The sequence below is a fragment of the Candidatus Brocadiaceae bacterium genome, assembly GCA_012728835.1.
Lineage (GTDB): Bacteria > Planctomycetota > Brocadiia > SM23-32 > SM23-32 > JAAYEJ01.
Genome location: JAAYEJ010000050.1, coordinates 42419 through 54600 on the forward strand (window position 1 = coordinate 42419; position 12182 = coordinate 54600).

General features: G+C 69.2%; 11 protein-coding genes. 1 reads left to right on the forward strand and 10 read right to left on the reverse strand.

Translation table 11 applies throughout. The features are described from left to right. Window positions 1-29 precede the first annotated feature (29 nt). Window positions 30-3287, reverse strand: a complete 3258-nt coding sequence (locus GXY85_07765; GenBank protein NLW50728.1) for a PAS domain S-box protein — start codon at window positions 3285-3287, stop codon at window positions 30-32. Between the two features lie 245 nt (window positions 3288-3532). On the opposite strand from GXY85_07765, the gene GXY85_07770 reads away from it, so the two are divergent. Continuing rightward, window positions 3533-4819, forward strand: coding sequence for a hypothetical protein (locus GXY85_07770; GenBank protein NLW50729.1), 1287 nt, complete (start codon window positions 3533-3535; stop codon window positions 4817-4819). A gap of 7 nt (window positions 4820-4826) precedes the next feature. Here the strand turns inward: GXY85_07770 and GXY85_07775 are convergent, their stop codons facing one another. Genes GXY85_07775 through GXY85_07815 form a run of 9 tightly spaced genes read right to left on the reverse strand, consistent with a single transcriptional unit; the run spans window position 4827 to window position 11791 of the window. After that, complete coding sequence (locus GXY85_07775) at window positions 4827-5906, reverse strand: PilT/PilU family type 4a pilus ATPase (GenBank protein ID NLW50730.1); 1080 nt, start codon at window positions 5904-5906, stop codon at window positions 4827-4829. Further along, entirely contained in the window at window positions 5896-6690 is a 795-nt protein-coding gene (locus tag GXY85_07780) for a tetratricopeptide repeat protein (GenBank protein ID NLW50731.1), read from the reverse strand. The genes GXY85_07775 and GXY85_07780 overlap by 11 nt, the downstream gene beginning before the upstream one ends. After that, the gene (locus GXY85_07785) at window positions 6687-7709 is read right to left on the reverse strand and encodes a hypothetical protein (protein ID NLW50732.1); all 1023 of its coding nucleotides are present in this window, start codon (window positions 7707-7709) and stop codon (window positions 6687-6689) included. The genes GXY85_07780 and GXY85_07785 overlap by 4 nt, the downstream gene beginning before the upstream one ends. 19 nt (window positions 7710-7728) lie before the next feature. Beyond that, window positions 7729-7953, reverse strand: coding sequence for a DUF2997 domain-containing protein (locus GXY85_07790; protein ID NLW50733.1), 225 nt, complete (start codon window positions 7951-7953; stop codon window positions 7729-7731). Window positions 7954-7971: 18 nt separating this feature from the next. Continuing rightward, window positions 7972-8460 (reverse strand): DUF1257 domain-containing protein, encoded by a 489-nt coding sequence (locus GXY85_07795; protein ID NLW50734.1) that lies wholly within the window; start codon window positions 8458-8460, stop codon window positions 7972-7974. Window positions 8461-8489: 29 nt separating this feature from the next. After that, window positions 8490-10052: an AAA family ATPase gene (locus tag GXY85_07800; protein NLW50735.1), complete on the reverse strand. Its 1563-nt coding sequence runs from the start codon at window positions 10050-10052 to the stop codon at window positions 8490-8492. Then, the gene (locus GXY85_07805; protein ID NLW50736.1) at window positions 10027-10242 is read right to left on the reverse strand and encodes a hypothetical protein; all 216 of its coding nucleotides are present in this window, start codon (window positions 10240-10242) and stop codon (window positions 10027-10029) included. The genes GXY85_07800 and GXY85_07805 overlap by 26 nt, the downstream gene beginning before the upstream one ends. Window positions 10243-10245: 3 nt before the next feature. Beyond that, entirely contained in the window at window positions 10246-11076 is an 831-nt protein-coding gene (locus GXY85_07810; protein NLW50737.1) for a radical SAM protein, read from the reverse strand. A gap of 13 nt (window positions 11077-11089) precedes the next feature. Further along, the gene (locus GXY85_07815) at window positions 11090-11791 is read right to left on the reverse strand and encodes a rhomboid family intramembrane serine protease (GenBank protein ID NLW50738.1); all 702 of its coding nucleotides are present in this window, start codon (window positions 11789-11791) and stop codon (window positions 11090-11092) included. Window positions 11792-12182 lie beyond the last annotated feature (391 nt).

Here is a 12182-nt window from a genome sequence, read left to right on the forward strand (position 1 = left end):
GGCTCGTCGGCGCAGGAGGCCGGCCCCCGTCATCCGGGCCGGCAGGCGCGCACGGTGGCGATGAGTTCCTCGGTCGGACCGTCCTTGGTGAGATAGGCGATCGCCCCGGCCTCACGCATCGCCTGGGCGACCTCTCCGTCCAGGTGCATCGAGAGGCCGATGACCTTCGCGCGTGACCCGTCGGCCAGTATCCGTCGGGTGGCCTCCACCCCGCTCATCGCGCCCAGAGACACGTCCATGATGATGACGTCGGGCTGAAGCTGCCGCGCCAGCTCGATGGCCTGGGGGCCGTCGGCAGCGTGCCCGACGACCTCGATGTCGGACTCGAACTGGAACAGGCCCGCCAGGCCCTCCCGCACCATCTTGTGGTCGTCCACGATCAGCACGCGGCAGAGGGCGCTCTTGCGACGGATGGCCACCGTCTCCTCGCTCACGCGGCCGGCGGGCTCCTCGGCCGGGCGCGGCGGCTGCTCGGCCGACGGCGCGGTGAGCGTCACGCGCGTGCCCTTCCCCGGCGCCGTCTCCAGCACCATCTGCCCGCCGACCTGCGCCAGGCGTTCCTGGATGCTGAACAGACCGAAGGTCGCGTCGGCGGCGCTGCGCCTGCGCAGGCGGTCGGGGTCGAACCCCTTCCCCTCATCCCGGACGATGATGCGCACGCGCCTGTCGCCCGTCTGCAGGAGCGTCACGCCGGCCTCGGCGGTCCCGGCATGCTTGACGACGTTGAACAGCAGCTCGCGGACGCACTCGAAGAGCAGCGCGCGTATCTCCTCGGAGCGCGGGTCGGCCTTCGTCTCGGCCCGCACGACCACGGTCAACTGGTGCCGCTCCTTCATGCAGGACGCCAGCCAGTTGATCGCCGCGCTCAGACCCGCCTCGTGCAGCACGGGCGGGCAGAGGTCCAGCGCCAGATTCCGGCACGCCGAGAGCGCCTCGCCGAGGATGGCGTCGACGCCCCGGACGGTGGCGAGCAGGCGTTCGCCTTCGGCCTCGCGCTTGACCCATCGCACCTGCATGCGGGCGGCGGCCAGCAACTGCTGGACGTGGTCGTGGAGGATGGTGGCCAGCCGCCTGCGTTCGCGCTGCTCGGCCCGGCCCAACTCGCTGGCGAGGGCGCGCAACTGGTCCGCCTGGTGCTGAACCTGGGCCGTGCGCCGCAGGACGCGCTGCTCCAGCGAGTTGTTCAGCACCCTGAGCGCCCGCTGCGCGTCGATGCGCTGGACGGCCACGGCCACATGGTCGGTGACCGACTTCATCAGGGCCACCTCTTCGACGCCGAAGGCATCGCGCGAGCGCACCCCGAACGAGAGCGTGCCCAGCAGGGCGCCCTGGGCCACCAGGGGGTGGCAGCAGTATGCGCGGATGCCGTGGGACGCGAGCAGCTCCCTGCGAGCGTCCTGCCGCCGCTTGACGGTGCCCGGCACCGCGATGTGGTGGCCATCCGCCGCGGCGCCCCAGTCGGCCGTTTCGAGGTCGATGCGGGCGATCTCCCGGGCGACCTCGGGCGGGATGCCCGCGCAGGCGCTGACGGACAACTCGCGCCCCGGCCGGTCGATGACGCAGATCGAGAAGCACTCGCAGTTCAGGTGCGCCATGCTCAGGCGGCCCACGTCATCCACGGCCTGGTACGGGCCCACCGCCCGCAGCAGGCGTTCGGCGACGGTGGCCAGCAGCTCCAGGCGGCTTCGGCTCGACTCCAGCGCCGCCACCATCCTCCTGTGCTCGCTGATGTCGCTGAACAGCACGGCCACCTGCCTGTCCTCGGGGCGGCCGTGTCGGAAGGCATACACGTCGTACCAGCATCCCAGTTGCGCGGCTCGGCTCTGGAAGCGGCGGGGCTCGCCCGTCAAGGCCACCTGCCCGAAGGCCTCGAACCAGTAGTCCTCGTGCCCGGGGCAGAGTTCGCCCATCGTCCGGCCCTCCGCCTGCGTGAGCCCCGTCTGCCGCACGAAGGCCGGGTTCGTCTCCAGATACCTGTAATCGACGGCCCGGCCGTCGTCCGCGAAGATGACCTCGATGATGCAGAATCCCTCGTCGATGGACTCGAACAGGCTTCGGTAGCGCGCTCGGCTCTCGCGCAGTGCCCTCTCGGCCGCCTTGCTGCCGGTGATGTCGATGTTCACGCCGAAAATGCCCTGCACCGCCCCCCCGACGTGGACGGGAGCCACGACGTTCCGGAAGACCCGCACGCCGTCCCGTCGCCGATAGGTCACCTCTCCGGTGACGACCTCGCCGCCGAACGCCCGCTCGTTGTTCGAAAGCCACTGTCGGAGGACCTCCTCGGACGGGGCGACCTCCTCCGGGCGCTTCCCGACGCGCGGCCCCCAACCGGACCGGCAGACGGGATTGGCGAACGTGTAGCGGCCCTCGGCACTCATGGCCCAGACCTCGAACGGCAGGTTGTCCACCAGCGCACGCAGGCGGGCCTCGCTCTCCACCAGGGCCCGCTCCGCCTGCTTGCTCTCGCGCAGGTCCCGGCCGATGCCCACCATGGTGTCGGCGTTGAACGGCACGTTGCACCACTCGCTCGGGATCACGCCGCCGTCCCCCGTTGCCACATTCCACTCGCGCCACTGCGGCGTGAGCGACCGCATGAAGGCGCTCACCTCGGCGCGTTCGTCCGGATCCGGGAACAGCCGGCTCATGAACTCCCCGTCGGCCGCCGCCGCGTCGGACCATCCGAGGACGCGCCGCGCATGGGTGTTCAGGATGAACCGCTTCAGCTCGGGCTCCCAGATGATCAGCATCATCGGGATGGAGTCGACGATGCCGGACAGTTGGGCCCGCTCCCGGTCGACAGACTCCTGCGCGGTCTTGCGGGCGGTGATGTCGCTGACGGCCAACACAACCTGGCCCGGCGTCGGCGCATACCCGCGCACCTCGAACCAGGCGTCCCGCTGGACGTCGTGGTGCTCGTAGACAACCGGCTCGGCGCTGCCGGCCGCCCGCGCGAACGCCTCGGCCCAGGCCCCGTCGGGCTCCGGCAGCACGTCGCGCAAGGTCCGCCCCACCAGGTCGCCCCGGCTCAGGCCCGTCAGCCGCTCGAAGGCGGGGTTCACGTCCAGGAACCGGCCGTCGCACGGCCGGCCGGCCGCATCCGTGATGACCTCCTGCAGGGCCAGCCCCTCGGCCGCGTGCTCGAACAGGGCCCGGTAACGCCGTTCCGACGCCTGCAGAGCCTCCTCAACCCGGCGCAGGCGCGTCCGAGACGCACCGGCCCGCACGCCGACGGGATCTCCCCCGGTTCGCTCCGGTCCCGGCCGCAGTCCCTCTTCCGTCTCGCTCACGAAGTCAACCCCCATTCAGCCCCCGGAAGCACGCCTGACGCCCCTGCAGATGCGCCTTATACGGCATCCTCCGCCACTCCGTCAAGCGAGCAATGTCGCGCCCGCGACGGCCTGCCCGATGCGGCGCCCCTCGCCCCGCAGTTGGCATCGGCCGTCCACAGGAGTAGACTGCCCCTCGGACCATGCATCGTGCCGCACGGACGCCGTCTAAAGGAAGCCCCGCCGACCGGGGCACAGGAGCCGTCATGAAGAGCGCAACGCAGGTCATTCAAGACGCGCTGGACAGCGTGCCGGTCTACGACCCCCACTGCCATCTGCGGCCGCAGAAGCCCTGGGCCGACAGCCTGGCGGACATCGCGCTGTACCATCACGTCTGGATCGAACTCGTCTCGAGCGGCCTGGGCCAGACGGCCGTCACCGAGACCGGGCTGCCGCACGAGATCTCGGACCCCGGCCTCCCGCCGCTCGAACGCCTGCGGCGGGCGCTGCCGTACCTGCCCAACGTCCGCAACACCACGGCCGGCCTCTGCCTGCGCTGGATCCTGGGGGACCTCTACGGCCTGGACGGCGACCTGAACGAACGGAACCTCGAGGCCGCGTTCCGGGCCGTGGAAGAGCATGCGGACAGCCGGGAGTGGAACGAGCACGTCCTGCGCGAGCGATGCCGCATCGAGTACAACATCACCGTCAAGGACGGCGAGCCGCACGGGCCGCGCCTGCTGCAGGGCCGGGAGAGGATCCCCATCCACCTGGGCGGGAGCCGCTGGGCGCCGCACGAGGCCCTGGCGCGCTACGAGGAGCGGTTCGGGTTCCCGATCCGGAACGCCGACGACTACGGGCGCCTGCTGGCCGCGACGGCCCGCGCCATCGGCAAGGAGGGACTCCGCTTCATCGGCATATCGCTGCCCCCCACGACCGCGCCCGAAGGCGCCCGCCCGGAGGACATCGACGCCGTCATCCGGAAGGCGCTGAACCGGGAGCCGCTCAGCCGGGAGGAACTCGGCGGCGTCTCCCACTTCGCCATCCGGCGGCTGCTCCAGGAACTGCGCGCGACGCCGCTGCGCACGGTGCAGATGCTGGCCGGCGCGCAGGTGCTGCCGCCGCATCGGTCGCTCCCTCAATGGGACGGCGGCTTCACCGGCCACCTCGGCCGGCTCGCAGCCGAGTTCGAGGACTTCCACTTCAACATCTCCGCCGCATCGGACAACTACACGCACGACATCGCCGTCCTGGCCAAGCACGTGCCCAACATCAGCGTGGCCGGGCACTGGTGGCACACGCTCTACCCGCATTACATCCGCCGCGCGATCGAGACGCGCATCGACCTGGTGCCGATGCCCAAGATCGTCGCCTACTTCTCGGACGCCTACCACAGCGAGTGGTGCTACCCGAAGCTGAAGCTCATCAAGGCGATCTGGGCGGACGTGCTGTCGGAGCGCGTCGAGCGCGGTTGGATGGACACGGGCACGGCGACGGACCTGATCCGGGCGGCCTTCTGGGAGAACCCGCGCCGCATCTACGGCGGCCCGTAGGCTGCGGCTACTGCGTTGCGGCGGACTTGTATCCGTCGCTGATCATGCGCGGATCGCGTGCGTGCGAGACGGCGGCGTCATACGAGATCGAGGCGGCCTCGTAGAGGCGGCGCAGCGAATCGTCCATCGAGTGCATCCCGGACCGACGTCCGGTCTGAATCACGCTCTGCAGCTTGGACAGGTCATTTTCCCGGATGACCGATCGGACGGCCGTATTGGCCACCAGCACCTCGGTGGCCAGCACCCGGCCTTTCTTGTCCGCGCGCGTCAGCAGCAGCTGCGCGACGACGCCCTGCAGGCAGTTGGCCAGCTGCGTGATCACCTGGTTCTGCTGTCCGGCCGGAAAGACGTCGACAATCCGCTCCACGGTCTGGAGCGCGTTGGGTGTGTGCAGCGTGGCGATGACGAGGTGGCCCGTCTCGGCGGCAGTAAGTGCGGTGGATATGGTCTCCAGGTTGCGCATCTCGCCCACGCAGATCACGTCGGGGTCCTGCCGGAGCACGTGCACGAGCGCGCGGGCGAACGAGTGGACGTCGGTGCCGACTTCCTGCTGGACGACGATGGCCTTCTTGCAGCGGTGGAGGTACTCGATGGGGTCTTCGATCGTGACGATCTTGCAGCGCCTCTCGCTGTTGATCAGGTCCAGCATGTAGTTCAACGTGGTGGTCTTGCCCATGCCGGTCGGGCCTGTGACGAGCACGAGGCCGGACGTCATCCGGGCGAACTCGTCGACGATCTCCGGCAGGCCGAGCATATCCCGCGTGGGGATGACGGTGTTGCACGACCGCAGGGCCATTTCGGGATGGCCGCCGTGGTAGTAGGCGGTGACGCGGAAGCGACCGAGGGCGCCGTCCTTGATGGAGACGGAAAGCTCCCATTCCTTTTCGAGCTGCGCCCGCTGCTGTTCGGTGAGCAGGCTCAGCGTCATGTGCGCCGCCTGCGCGGGCGTCAGCGGCGGGGCGTCGGCGAGGATGATCTCGCCATGGATCCGGAAGGCCGGCGGGAGCCCGGCGATGACGTGCACGTCGCTGGCCATTGCCTCCCGGGCCTTCTTCATGAGCCGCGCTACCTGGCGATCAAGCTCCATTGTCGCTCCGTGTAAACCAGCGTTTGACGTATCCCCACAGGCTCCTGCGCCGCCGTGCCAGCCGCAGGCGGGCCTGGTCGCACAGCGGGTCGAGCTGCAGGGCTTCCGTGAAGGACTGGGCCGCGTCGGGCAGGCCCAGGGATTCCTGGCAGAGGCCCACCTCGAGCGCGACCGCCGCGTGAAGCGGCATCGCCGCCTGCGCAGCCTTTGCATGGTAGAGCGCCTCCGACCGCCGCCCGTAGCGGCGCAGCACGCGCGCCACCTCGACGTTCATCCAGGCCCGGTCCACCGTGGCCGGGCTTTCGGCGATCGCGCGCAGAAGGCATTCGCCGGCCATGCGCCCGCGACGGGCCAGGAGGACCTCGCCGCGCGCCAGCCACGTGTAGGGGCTGCCGTCCCTGCCGGCCATCGCGCTGTCGGAGAACGCCATCGCGCGGCTGTCCATGCCCGTGCGGGCGCAGATGACGGCGCGGGCGGCGAGCAGGTCCGGGTGGTCCGGGAACATCTCCAGCGCCTTATCCGCCCACACGCCCGCCTCCGTGTACTCCTCCAGTTCGATCAGGATGCGCACCTGCATGAGCCAGCAGCCGCAGGCCGTCGTGTCGCATTCGAGCGCGCGCGAGTAGCTGCGCAGGGCCGCCTCCAGCCGCCCCAGCCGGTATTCCTCGCCGGCGGCCTCCCGGAAATACGAGCAGTCGCGGACCGGCGTCCCCGTGGTCTCGCCGGAATGCCGTCGAGGCCCCGCCTTCGGCCGCTCAAACTCCAGGCTGTCGAACCGGCTCATCCGCCGGGCTCCTCCTTCGGGGCACGCGGAAGCCAGCGGGCGCGCCGAAGCGGCCGCCAGAGCATGAACGCCCGTCCCGCCAGACCGGTCAGACGCGGCATCGCCACGGTCTGGATATACGTGGATACGGGCGGAGCGTCCCCGCCGTGGTCGGTCCGTGCATACTGAGGCGGCAGACAGAGGCAGTGATCTGCCGGAACGACGATCTCCGTCGCACCCGCAACGGGCAGCGGCGAGATGTCATACCGCGTCTGCCGGCCATCCGCCCTGGTCACCGTCACCTCCGCGTGGTGAATCTTCACCGTGTCGCCGGCCAGGGCGATCACCTGGCTCATGACCTCACCCCCACCGAGCCGATAGCCGGCGCCTCCGGCCGGTTCGATCGGATAGAGAACCAGGTCCCCCCGCCGCGGCGCCCGGGCACCGCCGCGATGCACAAGGAGGAGATCCCCCTGGCGGACGGGGCCTGCATCGACGGCGGATCGTGCGCTCCGCACAAGCCGCCCGGCGGCGGCTCGGACCGGCGCGTACAATCCGAACGCAAGCAGCAGGAACAGACAGAGTGATGCACCGATCCGCAGCCATGCGCTGTTCAGGCGCTTGTTGAGGTCAACGGAGTCGGCCGCAACATGGGCGTGCAGCGCCACGGCCAGGCCCAGGAGCCAGCCGCCGGGCGTCGTGCCGTAGAGTGCCAGCCCCGCCAGAAGGCAGCCGCCCCAGCCGGCGGTGAACCAGCGGACGCGCCGGCCCCTGCCGGTGAGCAGGTGGCCGAGGCCAGGGACAACTGAGGCTGCACCCGCCCACAGGGGACCCGGGAGGGGGCCGGCCGGCGCCCGCCTGGGGGATCTGAGGAAGCCCAGCGCGTTTCCGAGCCGGTATCGCATGCGGCGCAGCCGGCGCGGTCCGCGGGCGCGCGGCGGCGTGACGCTGATCGGCTCGCGCACGACCAGCACGCCGCTGCATCGCCCGCAACGTTCCAGGCCGGGCATGTTCTCGAAACCGCACCGTCCGCACCGCATCGGGCGCCCTCCCGGCGGGCTATGCCTCGTTCGATTCCCTGACGTGCTGGACCTGCTCGGCATCGACGCGCACGCGACCATCCCGCTCGTAGTACTCCTGCGTCAGTCGCCGCTCCGCCACCGGCCCCACGACGTCCGCAAGGAAGTTCACGTATTCGAGGCACTGCTCGCCCTTGACTCCGCGAACGTGCACTTTCACCCGCCCGTCCCGCGCGATCTCGATTTCGATGTTGCGTTCTTTCATGCGCACCCTCCGGCTCGTTCAGACCGCCTGCCGGCGGACGTGGATATGAACCGTCTCATCCTGGGCGACGCCTTCCTGGATGACGGTGAACCCCTTGTTCTTCAGCTCCGTCATGACCCGGTTGTAGACGTACATCTGGGTCACCTTGTCGACAACCTGGCGGCCGATCTCCCGCAGTTCCTCGCTGCCCCTGCCCGCGCCTTCCACGCAGACCTTCAGCGCCCCGCGAAGGTCGCGCGAGATGCGCACGCGGACGCTGTCCCTGACGAGCACCAGCTCCTGCTCTCCCGCGAGGCTCTCGCCGAGCACCTCGGAATTCTCCACCTCGACTTCGACGGTGGTCTGCTCTTCCTGTCCGGCCTGCACGGCCGCGGCGGCTTCTACGGACGCGCGCACGCCCTCCCTGGCCATCGAGAAACCCAGTGCCGCGGCCGCGCCCGCCACGGCGGCGCTGATCATCGGCCAGCCCGCTATGATCGTCGGCGTGAGAATGCATACGGCGCTCATGTCGTCGCCTCCTCTCCCTGTTTCGGTGTCTAAAGCTCGATCTTGCGCCGCACGTCGGCGACGTCCTGCGGCCGTGGGACCGCCGCGTTGCGGGCCCGGCCGTCCGCCCACCGGCGCAGGCGCGCGATCTCCTCTTCCATGGTCTTCGACAGCGGCACGGTCTCCCGGATGCACTTCAGGATGGCCTTCGTCGAGAGGTCTTTCTTGTCGTAGAAGGCATCGAAGAGCGCGGAGACGATGCTCTCCTCGATTTCGGCTCCGCTGAATCCTTCCGAGAAACCGGCCAATTCGTCCAGGTCGAAGGCGGCCGGATCCCGCTTGCGCTTCTCGATGTGGATGCGGAAGATCTCCCTGCGTTCGCTGCCCGACGGCAGGTCGACGAAGAAGACCTCGTCGAAGCGCCCCTTGCGGATCAGCTCCGGCGGCAGGGCGCGGATGTCGTTGGCCGTGGCCACCACGAAGACCGGCGCCTGCTTCTCCGCCAGCCAGGTCACGAACGTGCCGAAAACGCGGGACGCCGTCCCGCCGTCCGTCACGGCCGTCCCGCTCTGGCGCGCGAAGGCCTTGTCGATCTCGTCGATCCACAGGATGGCCGGTGCGACCGACTCCGCCACCTTGATGGCCCGCCGGATGTTCTCCTCCGAGGAGCCCACGAGGCTGCCGAAGACGCGGCCGACGTCGAACCGGAGCAGGGGAAGGTCCCAGAGGCGCCCGATGGCCTTGGCCGTCAGGCTCTTGCCGCAGCCCTGCACGCCCAGGAGCAGTATGCCGCGCGGCGCCGGCAGTCCGAACTCCTGGGCGTCGTCCGAGAAGGCCGCCACGCGCTTTTCGAGCCACGACTTCAGCCCGTCCATGCCGCCCACGCCGGACAGGTTATCCGCGGTCTCGCAATACTCCAGAAGGCCGCTCTTGCGGATGATCTGCTTCTTCTCGCCGACCACGCGCGGCACCTGTGTTTCGTCCAGCCGCCGCGCCGTGACGAGGATCTTCGCGAAGACGTTCTCCGCTTCCGTCAGCGTCAGGCCGAGCGCAGCCTTGACGAGCTTCTCCCGCGCGCCGTTGTCCAGGTCGATCCTCACCTGGGGGTTCTCGCCCAGCTCTTTCTGGACCCTTCCCAGCAGGGCGTTGATCTCGCCCGGGCCCGGCAGGTCGAAGTCGATCACCGTTACGTCCTTTTCCAGGTCGAGCGGGATCTCCATGATCGGCGCGATGAGGATCACCGTCTTGTAGCTGTGCTTCAGGCTCTGGACGATTTCGCGCAGGCGGCGGACGACCGTGAAGTTGCCCCTGGACAGGAAGTGGTGGAAGTCCTTGAAGATGTAGATCGCCGGCTCTACGTCGCTGATGACCCTGTCCAGGGCCACGAGCGGATCCTTGGTGGCGGCATCCCGATGGTGGTCCGACTGAAGCGACGTGCCGACGGGCACGAGGCCGGTCGTGATGGACCATTCGTAGACCTGCTTGTCCCGCTTCCGCGCCAGCGTGGTGATGTCGGCGACGACGCGCGCCTCCTCCCACGTCGTCACGTAGATGACCGGGTAGCGGGCGCGGATCAGCACCTCCACTTCACTTGCCTGCTTCAGCATCGCCATGTCGGGTCTCCGCGTCTTGCTGAGGGGTCCGGGAAGGGCGGCGGGGCAGCGCCAGGCGGCGGCGGACGGCCGTTTCGCGCGGATGGAGCGCCGCGGCAAGGTCGAGCAGATCGCCGCTCAGACCGTCCAGATAGACGCGTCCGTCGGGCCGTATCCGCACCTGGATCGGGTTTTCGGGGCCAGTTGCCATGCTTCACTCCACCAGTTCAATGCCGGCCGCGCACGCGGCGTCCCGGGCGCGATCCAGCTCCTCATCCGTTATATACGCCGCCGGCGCCCCGTCATTTGCCTGGGGCGGCATGTATTCGCCCTTGAGCGCCAGCCGCGGCGAGTCCAGGGACGAAGACAGCCATGCCAGGATGGGGCGGAAGCAGCATTCGAAGTGCCCCGGCAGCAGCAGATGCCGCACGATGAGTTCGCTCGCCGTCCCTGCCTGCAGGAGGTTCCTGGTGACCGTCTCGAAGTAATCCGGCGCGTCCGCTATGCGCCGGGCGCATCCGTCGTTTCCGAACTTCAGGTCCGCCACGTAGACGTCGACGACGCCCGACAGGGTCTCCAGGGCGCCGGACGACATGTACATGTTGGTATCCCAGGCGACCGGGGGGACCGAAGGCAGCCGCGCCAGCAGGTCGAGGGCAGCCGGCAGGTTCACCGTGGGCTCCCCGCCGACGAAGAGGAGCGTGCGCGCGCCTTCTTCTTTCCGCGCCGCCACCCGGGAGGCCATGGCCGCGGCGTCCATGGGCGCCGCGGCGCTTGGGCGGGCGTTCCACTCCGCCGCCGTGCAGAAGCCGCACCGCATGTTGCAGCCCGCCAGGTAGACGGCGTGGGCGGGCGCGATCTCCAGCTCGACGCCGAAATGGAGCATCTCCCGGAAGCAGTGGGCCTCAGGTCCGAGGCCGCAGTAGCCGCGCTCGCCCCGAAGCCGGTCGACGCCGCAGTCCCTCGCGCAGAGGCTGCACGAGCGCAGCAGACGCCGGGCGGCCCGCGCCCGCTCTCCCAGGCTGTCTGCGGTCGCCGGCTGCATCGTTCGATGCCTCCTATCCGTCCAGGTCGATCTCACTGAACCGCTTCGCCGGGGCGCGGGGCTTGCCCGGACGGCCCCGCAACCGCCACGACCGGCTGCAGAGCTCCGCGTAGAGAAGCCCGAAGGCGGCTCCCGACAGCCAGAGGATGCCGGCGACGGGCACGAGGTTGAAAAGCAGGATCACGACGAGCGCGCCAATGACCACATAGGGGACGGCGATGGGACCCGGTGCGAGGATGAGCCAGATCTTTTCGCCCCGGCAGACGTGCCCAAAGGCCGCCAGGACCGCGCAGAGCAACCCGGTGCTGCCGACGAGGACCATGCCGGATTCTGTCTCCGGCAGCACACGGATCAGGCCGGCAGCGGCCGAGGTCAGCACGCAGAACAGGAGGAAGCGCGCCGTGCCCCACGCGCGCTCCAGGCGGCTGCCGCAGAAGAGAAGGATGAAGAGGAAGGAGATCAGCAGCCCGACGAGGCACGGAGTCGGGTAGAGCCCGGCGTAGGTCAGCGGCTGCCAGAGGCGCAGGCGGTGAAACAGGCCGTCGGCGCCCAATCCCAGCGCCAGCACGAGCGAGACCGCGCTCTGCTCCGGCATGAACAGCGGCACGGCGAACCCCAGGATGTGGAGACACGCAATCGCGGCCACCCCGGGGGTCAGAAGTCGTCCGCCCGCCGTCTGAGGCAGCTCCACACGCTCCCAGCGCACCTGCTCCATCCTGCGCCTCCCGCCTTGTCTGTGCCGGTAGCCTCAATCCCTCCCGTAGCCTGCGGACTTCCCAACTTTAGCCATGGCTGCCCTGAAGTCCATTGTACACCGCGGTACCGCAGGCGGAGTCTCTCCTCCCATCATCTATCCGCCTCCCGGGCATGGAATATCAGCTTCGCCGCGCAAAACCGTGCGCGTGTTGGGTCGATGCCGGCTCCACGCCGCGAGACCCTGATCCGTACCCACTTTGTAAAGCATTGCTACATAAGTATGTATGGCATTCTCTGGTACGAAGAGATGCCTTCTGGTATGAAAGGGGCGTCCATTTCGCAAGAAGGGAGGCCCTCGCATGACCAGAAGGCATCGTGTCGGAGAGTTGATTGGACGGCATTTCGGGGCG

Excerpts from the sequence above, each read along its gene's own strand:
- GXY85_07815 (NLW50738.1), bottom strand. The coding sequence starts at position 11,791 with ATGGAGCAGGTGCGCTGGGAGCGTGTGGAGCTGCCTCAGACGGCGGGC.
- GXY85_07805 (NLW50736.1), bottom strand. The coding sequence starts at position 10,242 with ATGGCAACTGGCCCCGAAAACCCGATCCAGGTGCGGATACGGCCCGAC.
- GXY85_07770 (NLW50729.1), top strand. The coding sequence starts at position 3,533 with ATGAAGAGCGCAACGCAGGTCATTCAAGACGCGCTGGACAGCGTGCCG.
- GXY85_07785 (NLW50732.1), bottom strand. The coding sequence starts at position 7,709 with ATGCGGTGCGGACGGTGCGGTTTCGAGAACATGCCCGGCCTGGAACGT.
- GXY85_07790 (NLW50733.1), bottom strand. The coding sequence starts at position 7,953 with ATGAAAGAACGCAACATCGAAATCGAGATCGCGCGGGACGGGCGGGTG.
- GXY85_07795 (NLW50734.1), bottom strand. The coding sequence starts at position 8,460 with ATGAGCGCCGTATGCATTCTCACGCCGACGATCATAGCGGGCTGGCCG.
- GXY85_07800 (NLW50735.1), bottom strand. The coding sequence starts at position 10,052 with ATGGCGATGCTGAAGCAGGCAAGTGAAGTGGAGGTGCTGATCCGCGCC.
- GXY85_07780 (NLW50731.1), bottom strand. The coding sequence starts at position 6,690 with ATGAGCCGGTTCGACAGCCTGGAGTTTGAGCGGCCGAAGGCGGGGCCT.
- GXY85_07810 (NLW50737.1), bottom strand. The coding sequence starts at position 11,076 with ATGCAGCCGGCGACCGCAGACAGCCTGGGAGAGCGGGCGCGGGCCGCC.
- GXY85_07775 (NLW50730.1), bottom strand. The coding sequence starts at position 5,906 with ATGGAGCTTGATCGCCAGGTAGCGCGGCTCATGAAGAAGGCCCGGGAG.